This window comes from Methylobacterium sp. CB376 (assembly GCF_029714205.1).
Lineage (GTDB): Bacteria > Pseudomonadota > Alphaproteobacteria > Rhizobiales > Beijerinckiaceae > Methylobacterium.
The window spans coordinates 4,067,194-4,086,309 of sequence record NZ_CP121648.1; the positions used below are offsets into that span (position 1 = coordinate 4,067,194).

The window sequence follows — 19,116 nt, forward strand, 5'->3', positions numbered from 1 at the left end:
CAGGGGGAGGCCGGCTGAGCCCCCCCTCACGGCGCGGCCCCGGTCGGGCGCACGGCGGCGCCCCAGGGATAGCGCCCGACCTTGACGCTGCGCAGGGCCCGGCGGGTCGCCACGTCGATCACCGTCACGTCGCCCGAGACGCCGTTGGTGGTGAACAGGCGGCCCTCTTCCTGCGTGAGCGCGAGGTGCCAGACCCGGCGCCCGACCAGGATGAAGCCCAGCACCTCGAAGGTCGCGGCGTCCACCACCGCCACGCGGTCGGCCGCGCCGAGCGCCACGAAGGCGAGGCGCCCGTCGCGGGTGAGCCGGATCCCGACCGGCTGGATCCGGTCCGGCGCCACGCCCCTGATCTCGAACCCGATCGTGCGGCGGACCCGGCGGGTCCCGACGTCGATCACCGCCACCGTGCCGCCGACCTCCGAGGAGACCCAGAGCGTCGCGCCGTCCGCCGTGAAGGCGGCGTAGCGGGGCCGCTGGCCGACCGGGGTGGCGTCGACGGCGCGCAGCGTCGCCGCGTCGATCCAGTGGACCATGTTGGTGGTCTCCGAGGTCGTGACCGCGAGGGTCCCGTCCGGGCTCACCGCCATGCCCTCCGGCTCGATGCCGACGTCGATCTGGGCCAGCACCCGGCGCTCGGCCGCGTCCACCACCGTCGTGGTGGCGTTCTCCTCGTTGGCGATGAAGAGGCGGCGCCCGTCCGGGTGCAGGGCGAACTGCTCCGGGTCCTGGCCGGAGGGCAGGTTGTCGAGGAGCCGGCCGGTCTCGGGGTCGATCACCTGGACGGCGTCGGAATCGCTCGCGCAGACGAAGAGGCGGCGCCCGTCCCGCGAGAAGGCCACCCCGCGCGGCCGGCGCCCGACCGCGAAGGTGCGGACCACCTCGAGGCGCTCCGAATCGATCACCGAGACGGTGTTGTCGCGCTCGTTGGTGACGAAGACCTCCGCCCCGGGCGCCGCGCCCGCCCAGAGCAGCGCGAGGAGGCCTGCCGCGCGCCGCCGCATCAGCTGCCGCGCCGCGGGTCGCGCATCGCCCGGCAGGCGCTCTCGGGCTGGTCGAGGCCGAGCGTGTCGAGTTCGGTGCGCTGGTGGAGGAAGCCCGCGAGCGGCGCCGTCGCCGCGACGGCGCCGGGCCAGAGCAGGAAGACCGGCTGGCGCAACTCGCCGCTCCAGGGCCGGAAGCTCAACGCCCGCCCCTTGAAGCCGCCGAGTTCGAAGCGCCCGGACAGGAGCAGGTCGGCGATCGCGTCGGGATCGGCGCTGCGCAGTTGCGCGGCCGCCTCGCCGACCGCGTGCACGGCGAGCCAGCCCGCGTAATCGACCGCGTCCATCGGCCGGCCCGCGAGCTTGCGGAAGCGGGTCTGGAGCTGGGCCGCCGCCCAGGCCTCGACCGGCCGGCCCCAGGCCGTCGGGGTGAGCCCGTGCGTGCCGACGACGGGCCGCGGCGAGGCCGTGTTGTAGACGAGGCTCGCCCCGAAGGCGCCCGCCTCGTCGGCCACCGCCACCACGTCGTGCTCGGGCCCGCGCGAGGCGAGCGCCAGTTCCTGCGCGGCGGAATCGCGGATGTCGGCCCCCTGCGGGTCGAAGCGCGCCTCCGCCACCACCCGGGCCCCGAACTTGCGGGCGCTGCGGCGCAGGGACTCGGCGTAGAGCGCGTCCGCCGGGGCGGGCCCGGACAGGAGGAGGAGCCGGGTCCAGCGCTTGGCGACCAGGAACTGCACCAGGGCGTCGGTCAGCATCGCCCGGGAGGGCAGCAGGTGCAGCACCCGCGCCCGGCAATCCTGGTCGCGCAGGCGCGTGTCGGCGGCGCCGATGTTGAGGAAGACCGTGCCTCCCGCCGCCTCCGCGTCGGCCAGCGCCAGGAGGTCGCCCGCCGGGGCGTTCACGACCACGAAGCGCGGCGCCTGCGCGGCGAGGATGCGCGAGAGCGCCGCGCGGATGTCCTCGCCCGGCCCGACCACGGTGCTGTTCAGGGAGAAGCCCAGGCCCACGAAGCGCCCCGTCGCCTGCGCGTCGCGCAGACCGAGTTCGGCGCCGCGCAGACCCTGGTCCTCGGGGACCGGCTCCTCGTTGTTGAGCGGGACCGGGCGGTCCACCCGGCGCTCCAGGTAGTGGACGGCCACCACGGCCTGCGCGGCGGCGAGGCCCGTGGACAGGAAGGCGACGGCCCCCGCCAGCAGCAGGCGCGCCGCGCGAAGGCCGGTGCCTCGCATCGCTGCATCTCCTCGCGGCGGTCGTGCCGCCTCGTGCCCCGCAGGATAGGCCGCCCGGCCCAGACGAGCCACTTGGACCAAAGGTTAAACACTGAATTGTACCAAAGGTTGAGCAGTCTAGATTGCTATTGATTTGGTACATGAAAGCATTATGGTCGCAGCCAGGCCGCTTTGTCGGCCGGATGAAGACATCCAGCGTGCAGAACTGAGAATCAAGTGCGGTCCCGCCCGGCGCTCCCGGAGCGGCCGAGGACGGGCCGAAGCATGCGATCACGCTCCGTGGTCGCCGGGGATGAACTCACCAAGGAAGAGGTTGAGACCGATGCGGATTCCGCCGATCGCCCGCCGCACCCTGCTGGCCGCGGCCCTCGCGGCCGCGAGCGCAAGCGTCGTCCACGGCCACGGGGACGTGCAGCCGCAGCCGGTGGACACCAAGGGCCTGCCGGCGCTCGGGCCGGACCTGCTCGCCGAGAACCCCTACCGGGGCAATCCCAAGGCCGTGGAGATCGGCTACTCGGGCTACACCCAGAACTGCGCCCGCTGCCACGGCCTGGAGGTGATCTCCGGCGGCCTCGCGCCCGACCTGCGCAGGCTCGAGACGGGCAGCGAGGGCGATGCGTGGTTCATGGAGCGGATCCAGAACGGCGCCATGATCAACGGCACCTACAAGATGCCGCCGTTCCGGGACGCGCTCTCGCAGGAGGCGATGTGGGCGATCCGCTCCTACATCGAGTCCCGCCACGTGAACGAGGGGTGAGCGGGGCGATGCGCCGCCTCGTCCTCCTCGCCGCCCTGTCCGCCGCCCAGTCCGCCGCCCTGGCGGCGCCGGCCGCCGCCCGCCCCCTCGACGACGTGGTCGCCTCGGGCACGCTGCGGGTCGCGGTCTACCGCGAGAACGCCCCCTTCTCGGATGACGGCGCGGCCGGGCCCGCGGGGATCGAGGTCGACCTCGCCCGCCGGATCGCCGAGCGCCTCAAGGTCGCCCTCGACCTGCGCCTCGTCGAGGCGGGCGAGAGCGTCGACGGCGACTTCCGCCTGAACCTCTGGCGCGGCGACCTCGCCGGCTCGGCCCTGGCCGACCTGATGCTGCACGTGCCCACCGACCGGCAACTCGCGCTGCGCAACGAGCAGGTCTTCTTCACCGTGCCCTATTGCGAGCAGCGCGTCGCCTTCGCGTATCGCCGGGACAGGCTGGAGGCCTTCGATTCCCTGGCAGCGAGCGAGGCCAACCCGGTCGCCGTCGAGGGGACCAGCGCCGCAGACACGCTGCTGATGCTGGCCGAGGGCGGGCAGCTGCGCGCCCATATCCGCCACTTCCGCAGCTTCGCGGCGGCGGCGACGGCCTTCCTCGCCGGGGAGGCCCCGGTGCTCGGCGGCACGCGGGCGGCGATCGAGGGGGCCCTGCGCGCGGCCGGCCCGAAGGCCGAGGGCGTCGCCGTCACCGAACTCTCCGTGCCGGGGCCGGTGCGCACCCGCTGGGAGATCGGCGCCGCCGTGCGCCAGGATTCCCGCGACCTCGCCTACGCGGTCGGCGACGCGCTGGCCGCCCTCGCGGCGAGCGGGGAGATGCAGGCGCTGTTCGCCCGGCACGGCGTCACCTTCACGCCCCCGTCCGGCGACTGACCGGAGGGAGGGGGCACGGGCGGCCGCCGCGGCGGCCGCCGCCCAAGCTTCACTCGCCCTGCGCACGAGAACGGGCGGCAGGGTCTCGCGGAGGAGGACACGTCCATGAGATTGCGTACGACTTTGTGTGCGTCGGCGGGGGCGCTCGCGCTGATGCTCGGCGCCGCCCGGGCCGAGGGCGTGACGGACCATGACATCGCCAACGACGCCAAGACCCCGGGCGACGTCGTCACCTACGGGCTCGGCCTGCAGGGCCAGCGCTACAGCCCCCTCAAGGCCCTGACCCGGGACACGATCAAGGGCCTCGTCCCGGCCTACTCGTTCTCGTTCGGCGGCGAGAAGCAGCGCGGCCAGGAGAGCCAGGCGCTGGTGCACGACGGCGTGATCTACGTGACCGGCTCCTACAGCCGCGCCTTCGCCATCAACGCCCGCACGGGCGAGAAGATCTGGGAGTACAACGCCCGCCTGCCGGAGGGCATCCTGCCCTGCTGCGACGTCGTCAACCGCGGCGGCGCGCTCTACAAGGACCGGTTCTACTTCGGCACCCTCGACGCCAAGCTGGTGGCGCTCGACGCCAGGACCGGCAAGGTGATCTGGCGCAAGGACATCGACGATTACAAGGCCGGCTACTCCTTCACGGCGGCGCCGATGATCGTGAAGGGCAAGATCATCACGGGCGTCTCGGGCGGCGAGTTCGGCGTGGTCGGCCGGGTCGAGGCGCGCGACGCCGAGACCGGCGAACTCGTCTGGTCGCGGCCGGTGATCGAGGGCCACGTCGGCACCCTCCACGGCAAGCCCTCGACCATGACCGGCAAGGTCAACGAGAGCTGGCCGGGCGACACCTGGAAGTTCGGCGGCGGCGCGACCTGGCTCGGCGGCACCTACGACGCCGAGACCAACCTGATCTACTACGGCACCGGCAATCCCGGCCCGTGGAACAGCGCGACGCGGCCGGGCGACAACAAGTGGTCGTCGTCGCGGCTGGCGATCAACCCGGATACCGGCGAGATCGTCTGGGGCTTCCAGACCACCCCGCACGACGGCTGGGACTACGACGGCGTCAACGAGTTCATCCCCTTCGACCTGCACAAGGACGGCAAGGTGGTGAAGGCGGGGGCGACCGCCGATCGCAACGGCTTCTTCTACGTGCTCGACCGCGCGAACGGGACGTTCCTGAGCGCGATGCCGTTCGTGGCGAAGATCAGCTGGGCCAAGGGCATCGACGGCGACGGGCGGCCGATCTACGACCCGGCCTTCCGCCCCTCCGACCCGTCGCAGTCGCAGGACGGCAAGAAGGGCAGCACGGTCTTCGCCGTCCCGAGCTTCCTCGGCGGCAAGAACTGGATGCCGATGGCTTACAGCCCGGACACCAAGCTGTTCTACGTGCCCTCGAACGAGTGGGGCATGGACCTGTGGAACGAGCCGGTGGCCTACAAGAAGGGCGCCGCCTATCTGGGCGCCGGCTTCACCATCAGGCCGGTCTTCGAGGACCATATCGGCTCGCTCAAGGCGATCGATCCGGCGACCCAGAAGGTAGTGTGGGAGTACAAGAACAAGGCGCCGCTGTGGGGCGGCGTGCTGACCACGGGCGGCGACCTCGTCTTCACCGGCACGCCGGAGGGCTACCTCAAGGCCTTCGACGCGAAGACCGGCGAGGAGGTCTGGAAGTTCCAGCTCGGCACCGGGGTCGTGTCCTCGCCGATCACCTGGGAGCAGGACGGCGAGCAGTGGATCGGCGTCGCGGCGGGCTGGGGCGGCGCGGTGCCGCTCTGGGGCGGCGAGGTGGCGAAGTCCACGGCCGGCATCACCCAGGGCGCGAGCTTCTGGGCCTTCCGCCTGCCCAAGCAGCTCGCCGCGCGCTGAGGCCGTGGCGGGAGCCGGCCGGGCGGCCGGCTCCTCCGCCGCGCGGGAGCAGCGATCCCGCGCGGCCGAACGCGCTCACCGCGCGACGACGGGTCCCGGATAGACGACCCGCACCGCGCGCCGCGGCTCGCCGGAGGGCATCGCCTTGGGCCCGGCCGCGCGCGGTGCGGCGACCGGGCGGCTCACCGCGGCCGGCGCCGAGGGTGACGAGATGGCCGGCTCGGGGGCGAGGGTCAGGCCGGCCAGCAGCGCCGTCACGGCACCGACGGCCCCGAGCAGCCCGATCGAGATCGCCGAGCGGCTCGGGCCGGGAATCGTGAGGGCGATGCGGGTCATGGAAGCCTCCCAGGGCCACATTGGAATTGTACCGTTTGCAATAGACATCTAATATTTCGTGCACAAGGTTTCCCGGCGACCTAGGCCGTTGGGCCGAGCGCCCAACCGGATCGCGCCCTGGAGCAGAGGCTGCCATCCGCTCCCTTTGGTTGCGGGGCGTCGTTTTCATGACTTCTTGGTTGTAGGGCTCCTTGGCTAATCGCCGGGAGAGCGATCGCGACGGCGACCGAGGCGGCGAGTCCGCCAGGCTACTCCAGGACCCGCTCGCGGAGGAGCGAGCTCACGGAACGTCGGCGGGACAGCATCGCAAAGCAGATCCCTTGTCCGTCGGCCGACGAGATCGATCGATCCCGGTCACTTGCGGGGCGGGAGGCCGAGATCGTCTCGGATGCGACTTATCGTCGGTCGGCGCGGCTCGACGGCGGCGCTCGGTTGACAGCAATCCCGCTCTGGCGTCGAACTGCCGGCCACGCTGCGGCCGGCGGGAGGCTCCGGATGCGCGATGGTCCTCGGCGTGAGCGCGGAAATGGGTGTGCATCCTTGCGTCATGAGCGCGAGAGCGCCGGGAGCGGCACGTGGCCGTACGGCGGCGGCGAGATGGGCGGGTGCATCCGCGCCCACGCCTGGGACGCGACGCCGCTCGGGCCGCTGGCGGGCTGGCCGCGGGACCTGCGCACCACCCTTCAGCTGGTGCTCGCCATGCGCCAGCCGGCGGGCCTCTGCTGGGGGAAGGAGGCGGCGCTGCTCTACAACGACGCCTACCGGGCGATCCTCGGCGACAAGCATCCGGGCGCGCTCGGGGCGCCGCTGGTGCGGGTCTGGCCGGAACTCGCCGATTTCCTGCGCCCGGCGGTCGAGGCGACGCTCGCCGGGACGTCCCAGCTCTGGGACGACACCCCCTTCGACCTCTGGAGCCGCGGCGACGGCCCGCGGACCGGATGGTTCACGGCGAGCTGGACCCCCGTCCGGCTGGAGAGCGGTGAGGTCGGCGGCTTCCTGATGGTGGCGGTCGAGACGACGGCCCGCCGGTTGGCCGAGCGCGCCCTGCGCAGGAGCGAGGAGCGCCAGGCCTTCCTGCTGACGCTGAGCGACGCGCTGCGCGACCTCGACGACCCGGTCGCGGTGCAGCAGGCGGCCCAGCGGGCCCTCGGGGAGCACCTGGGCGCCGACCGGGTGGCCTACGCGGAGGATGTGGGCGACGGCGCGCATGTCGACCTGAAGCAGGACTGGACCCGGGGGGGGCCCAGCATCGCCGGGCGCTACCGCTACGCCGATTACGGGCGCGAGCTGATGGAGGCGCTGCGGGCGGGGCGCCCCTGCGTGCGCCCCGACATCCAGGCCGATCCGCTGATGACGCCGGCCGAGAAGGCCGCGCATGCCACGCTGGGGGTCGGCGCGACGCTCTGCGTGCCCCTGGTCAAGCAGGGCCGGCTCGTGGCGATCCTCACGGTGCACTATGCCGGCCCGCACGATTTCCGGCCCGACGAGGTCGCGATCACCGAGGAGACGGCGGAGCGCACCTGGGCGGCGGTGGAGCGGGCCCGTGCCGAGGCGGCCCTGCGCGGCAGCGAGGAGCGCTTCCGGCACTTCGCCAACGCGTCCTCCGACATCCTCTGGATCCGGTCGGCCGACACGCTCGCGCTGGAATTCCTGAGTCCCGCCTTCGAGCCGATCTACGGCCTGCCGCGCGAGGCGGTGGCGGGCGACCCGCGCCGCTGGGGCGCCCTGATCGTGCCGGACGACCGCGAGGCGGCGCTGCGGCGGCTCGACGAGGTGCGGCAGGGCCGTTCGGTGACGCACGAGTTCCGGATCCGCCGGCCGGCGGACGGCGCCTTCCGCTGGATCCGCAGCACCGACTTCCCGCTCTTCGGCCCGGAGGAGCGAGTGCAGCGCCTCGCCGGCATCGCCAGCGACGTCACCGAGGCGAAGCAATCGGCCGAGCACCAGGCGGTGCTCCTGGCCGAGCTGCAGCACCGGGTGCGCAACATCATGGCGATGATCCGCTCGGTCACGGCGCGCACGGCGGACACCGCGATGCACGTGCGCGACTACGCGGAGCTCCTGTCGGGGCGGCTGATGGCCCTCGCCCGGACCCAGGCGCTGCTGACCCGGGCGGCGAATCTGGGCGTGGAGGTCGACGCGCTCGTGCGGGCCGAACTCGAGGCCCAGGCCCAGGACCCGGGGCAGTACGACCTCTCCGGCCCGCCCGTGACGCTCGCCCCCAAAGCCGCCGAGGTGCTGTCGCTGGCCGTCCACGAACTCGCGACGAACGCCCTGAAGCACGGGGCCCTGGCGGGGTCCCGGGGGCGGGTCGTCGCGCGCTGGCGCCTGACCCGTCCCGACGGACGGCCCTGGCTGCGGCTCACCTGGTCCGAGACCCGCCCGCCCGAGCCCGACTGGGCGCCGCCCGCCCACCGCGGCTTCGGCACCAGCCTGATCGAGCAGCGGGTCCCCTACGAACTCGGCGGCCGCGGACGCCTCGCGGTCACCCGCGAGGGCGCCGAGGCCAGCATCGAGTTCCCCTTGGGGCCGGCGCCCAGTATCCTCGAAACCGACGCGCCGGTCCGCACGGGCGTCAGCGGAGGTGCCCTCGACATGATCGGTGAGCCCAGCCTCGTCGGGCAGCGCGTCCTGGTGGCGGAGGACGATTTCTTCCTCGCCAGCGACGCGGAAGCCGCCCTGCAGGCCGCCGGTGCCGTGGTGGTGGGACCCTTCCCGCGCGAGGAGGCCGCCCTCGCGGCCCTGCGCGCGGGCGGCGTGACCGCCGCCGTGGTGGACATCAACCTGGGCGCCGGCCCCTCCTTCGAGACGGCCCGCGCGCTCTTCCAGGCCGGCACGCCGTTCATCTTCCTCACCGGCTACGACCAAGCCGTCATCCCGGCCGAGTTCGGGGACGTCGTGCGGCTCCAGAAACCGATCGAGCCGCGGCACATCGTGCGGGCGATCGCGCGGCTCGTCGAGGGCCGCCGCGGCTGACGGCCCCGCGTGGCGCGAAGCCCGAAGGTGGGCGCGGCGGCTCCGGTCAGAGGGTGCCGGGCCGCGCGATCTCGATGTCGCGCGGGTCGGGCACGTAGGCGCACCAGCCGCAGCGCCCGGTCGGCTCGGCCTGGGGCGAGTTCTTCTGGGAGCAGAGCGGGCAGACCTTCAGGAGGATGCGTCCCTGGATGCGGGAGGCGTGGCCGCGCCCCTTGAAGGTGATGGTCTTGGCTTCTGACACGATGGACGGAGGGGATTTGCGCCGGGAGGAGTGCCGGGAACGCTCCCGTCCGATCGGAGTTCGGCCCCCGCGCGCAGCTGACGGTTAAATGGCGGCGGATCCGGCGGCGCCGTCCCGGCGCGAGAGCTTGGCCGATGTGAAAGAAATTAACATTCCTTGGAACAGCTCCGCCCCGCCCTGGGTTCTCCCGCCGAGCAGGTGGCGGACGATGAAACCAAGCTCTGACCCGATCAGCATTGCTGAAGGAAACGATCAGGCGAGCTCTGATCGTCATGCGGAACGGCATTCCGAGACGTCTGTGAGGTCGACTGCAGCGGTAGAGCTGTCGGAGTCCTCCCAGACTATCCCGATTGCGGAAGAAACCGCCCGGATCGACAAGCGCGTGGTCGAGACGGGGCGGGTGCGGGTGCGGACCCACGTCGCGCTGAGCGAGCAGGTGCTGCGCGAGACCCTGCGCAGCGACGCCGTCGGGGTGAGCCGCGTCCCGATCGACCGCGTCATCGCCGAGGGCGAGCCGGCCCCTCAGGTTCGCACCGAGGCGGGGGTGACCATCATCCCCGTCCTGGAAGAGGTCCTCGTGGTCGAGAAGCGCCTCATCCTCAAGGAGGAGGTGCATATCCGCCAGACGACCCGGGGGGAGGACGTGGAGCTCCCCGTCACCCTGCGCCGCCAGCACGCGACCATCGAGCGTCTCCGGCCCGATGGCACCCCCAACCCCGATTCCCCCACGGAGGAGTAGAGTATGTCGCAGACCATCACGGCCCTCTTCGACAGCCGCCGCGAGGCCGAGGCCGCCATCGAGCGCGTCGTCGCGCTCGGCGTGCCCCGCACGAGCATCCGCCTCTCCCCGGAGACGCAGAGCAGCACCACGGCGACGGGCACGTCCTACGACCATCGCCGGGACGAGGGCGGCTTCTGGGCGTCCCTGAAGGACATCTTCATGCCCGACGAGGACCGCTACGCCTACGCCGAGGGCATGAGCCGGGGCGGCACCATGGTGATCGTCACGGCCGAGCCGGGCGATGCCAGCCGGATCGCGGACGTGCTCGAGGGCGCGGGCGCGGTGCACATGGACGAGCGCGAGGCGGCGTGGCGCCGCGAGGGCTGGACCGGCTACCCCGCCGCCGCCTCGGGCACGACCGCGACGGCGCGGGGCGCCACCGCGTCGGGCACCGCGACCGCCCGCACCACCGCGGCGACCGGCGCCGCGACCGCGCGCGGCGGCACGGCGACCGGCGCGACCGTGGGCCGCGACGAGACGATCCCGGTGGCCGAGGAGCGGCTGCGGGTCGGCAAGCGGGTGGCCGAGGCCGGCCGCGTGCGGGTGCGTTCCTACGTGGTCGAGACGCCCGTGCAGGAGCAGGTGGGCCTGCGCGAGGAGCGCGTCCATCTCGAGCGCCGGCCGGTGGACCGGGCGCCGACCCAGGCCGACGAGCGGCTGTTCGCCGAGCGGACGATCGAGGCCGCCGAGCGGGCCGAGGAGGCGGTGGTCTCGAAGGACGTCCGCGTGAAGGAGGAGATCGGGCTGCGCAAGGACGTCGAGCAGCGCACCGAGACCGTCTCCGACAAGGTCCGTCGGACCGAGGTCGAGATCGAGGACGAGCGCGGCAAGGTCACCCGCACCGGCACGACGGACACCCCCACCACGCCGCGGCGCTGACCGGCCCGTTCGCGATCCCGCTTCCCGCCCGGGCCGCGCCACGGCGCGGCCCGGGTGTGGCCGCGCCACAACGGTGCCGCCCGCGCGCGCGCCGACGCCTCGTCCGCTCTGGGCGAGGCGTTTCGCTGCCGTTAACCAGCGTGACAGCACGATGACACGGGCGGCGGGATGAACGGGGATGCGCCACATCCAGGTTGAGGACGGATTGCGCCTGCGCTTTCCGGGGCGGGACGCGAGCTTCCAGGAAGGCGTGGAGATCGGGCTGCTGGTCGCGCAGCTCGCGCAGCAGGGCGGCCGCAGCTTCACGCGCCTGCTCTCGAGCGCCAGCCTCGATCAGGCGCGCAGCGTGGCGCGCGGCTTCGGCTGCGCGATCGAGGTCGTCGCGGAGCAGGACGGGGTGAGCGAGGTGGTGGTCTCCTCCGGGCGGCGCCGGCCCGTCCTGACCGTGGTGCCGGGCGGCCTGCGGACGGCGTAGGAGCCCGCGCGACGGGTTCGGGCGCGAGCGCCGGATCGGACAAGACGCCACCGCTCGGATATCCTCCGCATCGACGCGCGGGAGCGTCCACGGCCATCCGGTCCGCGCGGTCGTCGGCGCCGGCCTCACGGCGAGCTTGACCATTCCCCTGCGTCGCCGGACAACCGAGCCGGGACAGGAGACAGGTCATGATCTCACGCCGGGATATCGCCTCCCTGGTCGGCATGGGCGCCCTCGCCGGGGGAGCGGCGGCCGTGGCCGCGCCAGCCGCCGCCCAGCCGACGGCCGGAGAGACCACCTTCGAGCGCGTCCGCCGCACCCGGAAGCTGCGCATCGGCGCGGTGAACGGCGGCGCCCCCTACTATTACAGGGACCTCGCCAGCGGCCAGTGGAAGGGCTTCTACATCGACATCTGCAAGGCCCTGGCCGACGAGCTCGAATGCGAGCTCGACGTCACCGAGACCACCTGGGGCAACTCCGTCCTCGACCTGCAGGCCGGCAAGACCGACGTGTTCTTCGGCCTGAACCCGACGCCGAAGCGCGCCCTGGTCGTGGACTTCTCGGTCCCGGTCTTCGCCAACGCCTTCACGTTCATCACCCGGAAGGGCTTCGAGAGGAAGACCTGGGCGGAGATGAACGATCCGGCCGTGCGCATCGCGGTCGATGCCGGCTCGTCGCACGACGCGGTGGTGACGCGGCTCGCCCCGAAGGCCCAGATCACCCGGCTCAAGGGGGCGGACGACGCCACCGCCGCCCTCCAGGCCGGGCGGGTCGACGCCCAGTGCCTCGTCTTCATCCTCTCCCTCACCGTCCTCAAGAAGAACCCCGCCCTCGGCCAGTTCACGCTGCCGACGCCGATCTTCTCGACCACCTCGAACGCCGGCTTCCGGCGCGAGGCCGACAAGACGTGGCGCGACTACGTCAGCACCTGGATCGAGTTCAACAAGGGCATGGGCTTCATCCGCTCGGCGATCATCGGCAACCTCGAATCCGCCGGGGTGACCGAGGCCGATTTCCCGCCGGGCGTGTCGATCTGAGCGGCCGGCCCGGGGGCGCGGCATGTACGTGTGGGATTTCGGCGTCCTCTGGGGCTACCGCTGGCTGCTCCTCAACGGGCTCGCCGTGACGGTGGCCTTCACGGCCGGCATCGTCGCCCTCGGTCTCGCCGTCGGCCTCGTCGGCGGGCTCGCCAGCCTGTCGCGCCTCGCTCTCGTGCGCGGCCTCGTCCTCGGCTTCGTGGAGATCTTTCGCTGCACCCCGGTCCTGGTGCAGCTGATCTGGTTCTACTACGCCCTGCCGATCCTCACGGGCCTCGAGATGTCGCCGGTCACGGCCTCGCTCCTCGCCCTGTCCTGCTACGGCGGCTCGTTCTACGCCGAGATCATCCGGGCCGGCATCGTCTCGATCGATGCCGGCCAGGGCGAGGCCGGCGCCGCCCTCGGCATGACCCCGGGCCAGACCATGCGCCGGATCATCCTGCCGCAGGCCTTCCGGCGCATGGTCCCGCCGCTGATGAACCAGTCGATCATCCAGCTCAAGAACACCTCGCTCGTTTCGGTGCTGGCGGTGCCCGACCTCGTCTACCAGGCGCAGGTGGCGGCCCATGACAGCTACCGGCCGCTCGAAACCTACACGGCGGTGGCGGTGGCCTATTTCGTGATCCTGTTCCCGCTGACCGTCCTGGTGCGGATCGGCGAGCGCCGGCTCGGAGCGGGCGCGTGACCGCCGCGCCCAAGATCGAGATCGCCGGGCTGCGCAAGAGCTTCGGAGCCGTTCCGGTGCTGAGGGGGGTCGACCTCGCAGTCCCGGCCGGCGGGGTCGTCGCCCTGATCGGCCCCTCCGGCTCGGGCAAGTCGACGCTCCTGCGCTGCATCAACCTCCTGGTGGTGCCGGATGGCGGGACGATCCGGGTCGGCGAGACGCGCTTCGCCTTCGGGCCCGGCGCGACCCTGCCGGGCGCGAGGCCGCTGGCGGCGTTCCGCGCCCGCACCGGCATGGTCTTCCAGCACTTCAACCTGTTCCCGCACCGGACCGTGCTCGGCAACGTGACCGAGGCGCTCGTCACGGTCCGGCGCCTGCCGAAGCCGGAGGCGGAGGCGCGGGCGATGGCGCAGCTGCGCAAGGTCGGGCTCGCCGAGCGGGCCGCGCAGCATCCGGCCACGCTGTCGGGCGGCCAGAAGCAGCGCGTCGCCATCGCCCGGGCGCTCGCCATGGAGCCCGAGGTGATGCTGTTCGACGAGGCCACCTCCGCCCTCGATCCCGAACGCGTCGGCGAGGTGCTGGGCGTGATCCGGGACCTCGCCGCGGAGGGTATGACGATGGTGCTGGTCACGCACGAGATCGCCTTCGCGCGGGAGGTGGCCGACCGCGTGGTCTTCCTGCGCGACGGCGTCGTGGTCGAGGAGGGCCCCGCCCGCGAGGTCATCGACGCGCCGCGGGATCCCGCCACGCTGAGCTTCCTCGGCCATTTCCACCGAGGGCGCCTGCCCTTCCCGGGGGCGGGCGCGTGACGCCGGCGGTGACCCGCGCCACCCTCGTCACCGGGGCCGCGAGCGGCATCGGCCGGGCGACGGCCCTGCGCCTCGCCGCTCCCGGCGCCGGGCTGCTCCTCGCGACCCGGGCGAATGCGGAGGGGCTCGCCGCCGTCGCGGCGGCGGCCCGCGCCGCGGGGGCGGCCGTCGCGACGCGGATCGCCGACGACGCCGCGCCGGAGACCGCCGCATCCCTCGCCCGGGCGGCGGCGGACGCGTTCGGGCGCCTCGACGCCCTGGTCGCGGTGGCCGGGAGCGCCCGGCGCGGGCGGGTCCTCGACCTTCCGCCCGCCCTGCCCGGGCGCGACGAGGCGGACGCCTTCCTGCGGCTCGTGGCGGCCTGCCGGCCGCTCCTCGCCGCCGCCGCCGCGCCGCGGGCCGTCGCCGTCTCCTCCTTCGTGGCCCACGCGATCCGCCCCGGGCTCACGCCCTTCGCGGCGACGGCGCTCGGCCGGGCGGCGCTGGAGACCGCGGTGCGCCTGCTCGCCCTCGAACTCGCCCCGGAGGGGATCTGCGTGAACGCGGTCGCGCCCGGGCTGATCGCCAAGGACGACCCGGCCGCCGGCAAGCTCGGGGCGGAGGCGAGGGCGCGGACCATCGCGGCCGTGCCGCTCGGGCGCGTCGGGCGGCCCGACGAGGTCGCGGCCGTGCTCGCCTTCCTGGCCTCGGAGGCCGCCTCCTACGTCACCGGGCAGGTCTGGCACGTCGATGGAGGCTTGGCGTGAGCGCGCCCGTGATCGACCGCATGCGGCTGTTCCCGATCGAGAGCCCGATCCGCATGGCCCGGCTGCAGGGCGTCGGGACCGTCGAGGGCGCGGTCACGCGCGTCCTCCTCGACCTCACCGCCAGCGACGGCGTGGTCGGCTGGGGTGAGGCGGCGCCCTGGGCGGTCTTCACCGGCACGCCCGAGGCCGCCTTCGCGGCCCTCGACCGCTACCTGCGCCCGCTGGTGCTCGGCGCGCCCGTGCGGCGCATCCGGGCCCTCGGCGCGGCGATGGACCGGGCCCTGGTCGGCCATGCCGAGGCCAAGCTCGCGGTCGAGACGGCCCTGTTCGACATCCTCGGCCGCCAATCCGGGCTCTCGGTGGCGGACCTGCTCGGGGGCCGCGTCCGCGACACGATCCCGCTCTCCTTCTCCATCGCCGATCCCGACTTCGCCGCCGATCTCGACCGGATGCGGGCCATGGTCCCGGCCGGCGCCCGCATCGTCAAGGTCAAGACCGGCATGCGGGAGCACCGCCGGGAGATGGCGCGGCTGGAGGCGATCCGGGCCGAGTTCGGCGCCGCCCTCGACCTGCGCGTCGACGACAACCAGGCCCTCGCGCCCTTCGGGGCGATCCGGCTGCTGCGCGACGTCGAGACGCTGGCGCCGACCTTCATCGAGCAGCCGGTCGCCCGCGGCCACCTCGCCGCGATGACCTCCCTGGCGGCCGCCCTCGACACCCCGATCCTGGCCGACGAGAGCTGCTTCGACGCGAGCGACCTCGCGCAGATCGTGCGGCTCGGCGCGGCGGACGCGATCTCGGTCAAGCTGATGAAGACCGGCGGCCTGCTCAAGGCGCAGGGGCTGATGGCGCTCGCCGACGCGGCAGGCCTGCCCGGCTACGGCGGCACGCTGTGGGAGGGCGGCGTCGCGCTCGCGGCCGGGACCCAGTTCATCGCCGCGACCCCGGGCGTCTCGCTCGGATGCGAGTTCTACATGCCCCACCACGTCCTCATCGAGGACGTGCTGGAGACGCGGGTGGAGAATCGCGGCGGCGAGGTCGTCGTGCCGGACGGCCCGGGCCTCGGCATCACCGTGTCGGAGCACGCGGTGCGGGCGAATGCCCGCGTGCGCGCGCAGGCCTGAGCGCGCGATGTCCCTCCACGTCGCCGTCATCGGCGCCGGCATCGTGGGTGCGGCGACCGCCCTCGACCTCGTGCGCGCCGGCTGCCGGGTCACGCTGATCGAGCCGGGCGAGCCCGGCGGCGCGCAGGCGGCGAGCTACGGCAACGGCGCCTGGATCAGCCCCGGCTCGATCGTGCCGATGGCGCTGCCGGGGACCTGGCGCAGGGTGCCGGGCTACCTCCTCGACCCGGCCGGCCCGCTGACGATCCGCTGGGCCGACCTGCCCCGTCTCGCGCCCTGGCTGGCGCGCTTCCTCCTCGCCGGGCGGAGCGTGGCGGCGGTGGAGCGGACGGCGCGGGCCCTGGCGCCGCTCCTGGCGGACGCGCCCTCCCGCCACGCGGCCCTGGCCGCCGGGATCGGCCGGCCCGACCTGATCCGGCGCGAGGGGCTGCTCTACGCCTATCCGGACCGCGCCGCCTTCGCGGCGGAGGCCCTGGCCTGGCGGCTGCGCCGCGACAACGGCCTGTCCTGGGTCGAACTCGGCCCCGAGGACCTGTCCCGGCGCGTGCCCTGCCTGTCCGGGCGCTACGGCTTCGGCGTCCTGATCGAGGAGGGCGCCCACTGCGTCGATCCGGGCGGCTACGTCGCGGCCCTGGTCGCCGAGGCGGTCGCGCGGGGCGCCGTCCTCGCCCGGATCGCGGCGCGGGATTTCCGCGTCGCGGCGGGCCGCCTGCGGGCCGTGATGACCGAGGCGGGCGAGATCCCCTGCGATCGGGCGGTGATCGCCGCGGGGATCGGGGCGGGGCGCCTCGCGCGCCTCGCCGGCGACCGGGTGCCGCTCGCGAGCGAGCGCGGCTACCACGTGGTGGTGCCCGCGCCGCGCGCGGCCCCGCGCATCCCGATCATGCCGAGCGACGGCCGGATGGCGAACACCTTGACGACGCAGGGCCTGCGCCTCGCCGGACAGGTGGAGCTCGCCCGCGTCGAGGCGGCGCCGGACTGGCGCCGGGCCGCGATCCTGCTGCGCCACGCGAACGCCGCCTATCCGGACCTGCGCGCCACGCCGGAGGAGAGCGCGCGCTGGATGGGGCATCGCCCCTCCACTCCCGACGGCCTGCCGGTGATCGGCCCCGCCTCTTCCACGCCCGACATCGTGCACGCCTTCGGGCACGGCCATGTCGGGCTGGCCGCCGGGCCGATCACCGGCCGGGCCGCCGGCGCCCTCGCCCGCGGCGCGGCGCCCCCGCTCGACATCGGTCCCTACGCGGCGCGGCGCTTCCGCCGCTGGCCGGGGGCCTGATCCGGGATCCGCTCGATCGAAGCGGGTCCCGGATCCGGCGCCCGCGCGGCGCCTGAGCGCGGCGCTTGAGCGACGCCGACACCCGCATGGCGAACCAATCAAACGGATGGCGTATGAGGCGCGGGCGGCGAGCCGGCCGGTTTGCGTCCTCGCGCTCCCCGCCTGCCGGGCCCGTCTCCGGCCCGCGCGATTGAGCCAGCGGGGCGGGGGAGATCCGGGGCAGCGGGGCGCGTCCCTCCGGCGAGTGCGAGGATGAGCGGCGCGCCGTCCCGTGGGCGGGCCGTCGCCACCCAGGATCGGGCCGCCGTCCTACTCCGCCGCCACCCGCAGGGCGGGCGCGGCGGCGAAGCCGGCCTTGCCCGCATAGCCGCTGACGATCGCCTGACGCTCGGCGTGGCTCATCACCGCGTCGATCGCCGAGAAGCCCGCCGGGGCGCGCTTCTCCACCTCGTCGATCACCCGCTCGGGGCCGCCCTTGCGGTTGAGGAGCACGATCTCGGCCGTCTTCGGCCGGCGCTCGGCCTCGTAGGCCAGGAGCGCCTGGGCCGGGTGCTCGGCCCGGGCGAGCGCGTCGGCGAGCGCCCGCGCGTCCAGGATGGCCTGCGAGGCGCCGTTCGAGCCGACCGGGTACATCGGATGGGCCGCGTCCCCGAGCAGGGTGACTCGCCCGTGCGTCCAGCGCGGCAGCGGGTCGCGGTCGCACATCGGGTACTCGAAGGCCTGGGGCGTGGCCTCGACCAGCCCGGAAAAATCGAAATCCGGGAGCGTGAAGCGGCGCGCGAAGGGCAGCACCGTCGCGCGCTGGGCCGGGCGCGACCAGCTCTCCTTCGGGGGCGGCGAGACGCGCCCGTCCGCCACCTTGGCGAGCACGACCCAGTTCATCAGCTGGCGCCCGTCCTCGGCCTCGGCGATCGGGTAGAGCACGCACTTGCCGCCCATGCCGCCGCCGATCGCCATGGTGCGCCCGTCGCCCCAGGGGGCCCAGGGCGCGGCGCCCCGCCACATCAGCACGCCGTTCCAGCAGGGCGGCCCCTCGTCCGGGTAGAAGCGGCGGCGGGCGACCGAGTGGATCCCGTCCGCCGCGATCAGCACGTCGGCCCGCACCGTGCGCCCGGCCCCGCCCCGCACCGCGTCGGTGAAATGCGCCGTGACCCCGCCCTCGTCCTCCAGGAAGCCGGACAGCGCGAGGCCAGTGCGCACGGCCTCCCCGCCCAGGCGCTCCCGCACGGCCGCGTCCAGCACGCCCTGGAGGCGCCCGCGATGGATCGAGAATTGCGGCACCGGATGGCCCGCATGGGTGCCGCGCAGCTCGCGCCAGACCTCCTGGCCCTGGCGGTTGTAGTAGCGCAATTCCCGGGTGCGGATCGCCACCCGGTCGAGGGCGGCGAGCAGGCCGAGATCGGCGAGTTCGCGGATCGCGTGCGGCAGGGTGTTGATGCCGACCCCGACCTCGCGCACCTGCGCGGCCTGCTCGTAGATCTCGGCCCGGATGCCGCGCCGGTGCAGCATCAGGGCGGTGGCGAACCCGCCGATCCCGGCGCCGACGATGACGACGCGCATGGCCTCACTCCGCCTCGGGCGGGGGCAGGAAATCGACCTCGTGCTGGGCGGAGATCGCCGCGAGGTCGGCCGGGGCGGCGTTCGGCCCGAGATTGTGCAGGGCCCAGAACAGGTCGTAGAGGCGGCGCGACGGCGCGACCCAGAATAGGCACTTCACGTCCGCGTCGCCGCGGTTGAACAGGCCGTGCGGGACGCCGCGAGGCAGGCGGATCGTGTCGCCGGGCTCGGCGAGGCCGGGCTCGCCGTTCAGCTCCAGGCTGAGCCGGCCCTGCAGCATGTAGACGAACTCGTCCTGGGTCGGGTGGATGTGCGGCGGCACGAAGGTGCCGGGGGGCAGCGTCGCGTGCCAGCCGAAGGAGGCCTCCGAGAGCTGCTTGGGCACGTAGGTCTGGCCGAGGATGTTCCAGCGGATTCCCTCGATGCCCTCGCCGGCCCGGGTCACGCCTGCGGTCATGGCCGTCATGATTCGTCCTCCCTGTCCGTCCGCCGGTCCCGCCGCGCGCCCGGACGCCGC

At 73.8% G+C, this 19,116-nt stretch carries 19 protein-coding genes; 13 read left to right on the plus strand and 6 right to left on the minus strand.

Annotated elements, in window-relative coordinates; all coding sequences use genetic code 11:
- Positions 1–26 precede the first annotated feature (26 nt).
- Together QA634_RS18345 and QA634_RS18350 are read right to left on the minus strand one after the other, a co-directional pair.
- Complete coding sequence (locus QA634_RS18345) at positions 27–1,001, minus strand: PQQ-dependent catabolism-associated beta-propeller protein (RefSeq protein ID WP_012333400.1); 975 nt, start codon at positions 999–1,001, stop codon at positions 27–29.
- The gene (locus QA634_RS18350; RefSeq protein ID WP_012333401.1) at positions 1,001–2,209 is read right to left on the minus strand and encodes an ABC transporter substrate-binding protein; all 1,209 of its coding nucleotides are present in this window, start codon (positions 2,207–2,209) and stop codon (positions 1,001–1,003) included. Before QA634_RS18350 ends, QA634_RS18345 begins: the two co-directional genes overlap by 1 nt.
- A 322-nt stretch (positions 2,210–2,531) precedes the next feature.
- Here QA634_RS18350 and pedF point away from each other — a divergent pair, with 322 nt between their 5' ends.
- The 3 genes from pedF (at position 2,532) to QA634_RS18365 (ending at position 5,695) form a co-directional block, all read left to right on the plus strand.
- Positions 2,532–2,966: a cytochrome c-550 PedF gene (pedF, locus tag QA634_RS18355; protein WP_012333402.1), complete on the plus strand. Its 435-nt coding sequence runs from the start codon at positions 2,532–2,534 to the stop codon at positions 2,964–2,966.
- A gap of 8 nt (positions 2,967–2,974) precedes the next feature.
- On the plus strand, positions 2,975–3,832 hold the full coding sequence (locus tag QA634_RS18360) for a substrate-binding periplasmic protein (RefSeq protein ID WP_012333403.1): 858 nt from the start codon (positions 2,975–2,977) through the stop codon (positions 3,830–3,832).
- 105 nt (positions 3,833–3,937) lie between these two features.
- Complete coding sequence (locus QA634_RS18365) at positions 3,938–5,695, plus strand: PQQ-dependent methanol/ethanol family dehydrogenase (RefSeq protein WP_043701351.1); 1,758 nt, start codon at positions 3,938–3,940, stop codon at positions 5,693–5,695.
- A gap of 75 nt (positions 5,696–5,770) precedes the next feature.
- Here QA634_RS18365 and QA634_RS18370 read toward each other — a convergent pair whose 3' ends face one another.
- Positions 5,771–6,031, minus strand: coding sequence for a hypothetical protein (locus tag QA634_RS18370; protein ID WP_012333405.1), 261 nt, complete (start codon positions 6,029–6,031; stop codon positions 5,771–5,773).
- Positions 6,032–6,571: 540 nt separating this feature from the next.
- Between QA634_RS18370 and QA634_RS18375 the strand changes: the two genes are divergently transcribed.
- A complete protein-coding gene (locus tag QA634_RS18375) occupies positions 6,572–9,007 on the plus strand; it encodes an HWE histidine kinase domain-containing protein (RefSeq protein ID WP_265576372.1) in 2,436 nt (811 codons plus the stop codon).
- Between the two features lie 46 nt (positions 9,008–9,053).
- Here QA634_RS18375 and QA634_RS18380 read toward each other — a convergent pair whose 3' ends face one another.
- On the minus strand, positions 9,054–9,248 hold the full coding sequence (locus QA634_RS18380) for a hypothetical protein (protein ID WP_012333407.1): 195 nt from the start codon (positions 9,246–9,248) through the stop codon (positions 9,054–9,056).
- 208 nt (positions 9,249–9,456) lie between these two features.
- Between QA634_RS18380 and QA634_RS18385 the strand changes: the two genes are divergently transcribed.
- The 9 genes from QA634_RS18385 to QA634_RS18425 all read left to right on the plus strand — a co-directional run bounded on the left by QA634_RS18385 (position 9,457) and on the right by QA634_RS18425 (position 17,042).
- The gene (locus QA634_RS18385) at positions 9,457–9,987 is read left to right on the plus strand and encodes a YsnF/AvaK domain-containing protein (protein WP_012333408.1); all 531 of its coding nucleotides are present in this window, start codon (positions 9,457–9,459) and stop codon (positions 9,985–9,987) included.
- 3 nt (positions 9,988–9,990) lie between these two features.
- Positions 9,991–10,908 (plus strand): YsnF/AvaK domain-containing protein, encoded by a 918-nt coding sequence (locus QA634_RS18390; RefSeq protein WP_012333409.1) that lies wholly within the window; start codon positions 9,991–9,993, stop codon positions 10,906–10,908.
- A gap of 178 nt (positions 10,909–11,086) precedes the next feature.
- Complete coding sequence (locus QA634_RS18395; protein WP_012333410.1) at positions 11,087–11,383, plus strand: hypothetical protein; 297 nt, start codon at positions 11,087–11,089, stop codon at positions 11,381–11,383.
- Between the two features lie 188 nt (positions 11,384–11,571).
- A complete protein-coding gene (locus QA634_RS18400) occupies positions 11,572–12,420 on the plus strand; it encodes a transporter substrate-binding domain-containing protein (protein WP_012333411.1) in 849 nt (282 codons plus the stop codon).
- A gap of 22 nt (positions 12,421–12,442) precedes the next feature.
- The gene (locus tag QA634_RS18405; RefSeq protein ID WP_012333412.1) at positions 12,443–13,105 is read left to right on the plus strand and encodes an amino acid ABC transporter permease; all 663 of its coding nucleotides are present in this window, start codon (positions 12,443–12,445) and stop codon (positions 13,103–13,105) included.
- On the plus strand, positions 13,102–13,893 hold the full coding sequence (locus tag QA634_RS18410) for an amino acid ABC transporter ATP-binding protein (RefSeq protein WP_012333413.1): 792 nt from the start codon (positions 13,102–13,104) through the stop codon (positions 13,891–13,893). Before QA634_RS18405 ends, QA634_RS18410 begins: the two co-directional genes overlap by 4 nt.
- Positions 13,890–14,639 carry an SDR family NAD(P)-dependent oxidoreductase gene (locus tag QA634_RS18415; protein WP_012333414.1) on the plus strand — a complete coding sequence of 250 codons (750 nt, stop codon included), beginning with the start codon at positions 13,890–13,892 and terminating at the stop codon, positions 14,637–14,639. The genes QA634_RS18410 and QA634_RS18415 overlap by 4 nt, the downstream gene beginning before the upstream one ends.
- Positions 14,640–14,659: 20 nt before the next feature.
- Positions 14,660–15,763, plus strand: a complete 1,104-nt coding sequence (locus tag QA634_RS18420; RefSeq protein WP_415926918.1) for an enolase C-terminal domain-like protein — start codon at positions 14,660–14,662, stop codon at positions 15,761–15,763.
- Between the two features lie 7 nt (positions 15,764–15,770).
- Complete coding sequence (locus tag QA634_RS18425; RefSeq protein WP_012333416.1) at positions 15,771–17,042, plus strand: NAD(P)/FAD-dependent oxidoreductase; 1,272 nt, start codon at positions 15,771–15,773, stop codon at positions 17,040–17,042.
- A gap of 309 nt (positions 17,043–17,351) precedes the next feature.
- Here the strand turns inward: QA634_RS18425 and QA634_RS18430 are convergent, their stop codons facing one another.
- Together QA634_RS18430 and QA634_RS18435 are read right to left on the minus strand one after the other, a co-directional pair.
- Entirely contained in the window at positions 17,352–18,602 is a 1,251-nt protein-coding gene (locus QA634_RS18430) for a flavin-dependent oxidoreductase (RefSeq protein WP_012333417.1), read from the minus strand.
- 4 nt (positions 18,603–18,606) lie between these two features.
- Complete coding sequence (locus tag QA634_RS18435) at positions 18,607–19,065, minus strand: cupin domain-containing protein (RefSeq protein WP_012333418.1); 459 nt, start codon at positions 19,063–19,065, stop codon at positions 18,607–18,609.
- Between the last annotated feature and the right edge of the window lie 51 nt (positions 19,066–19,116).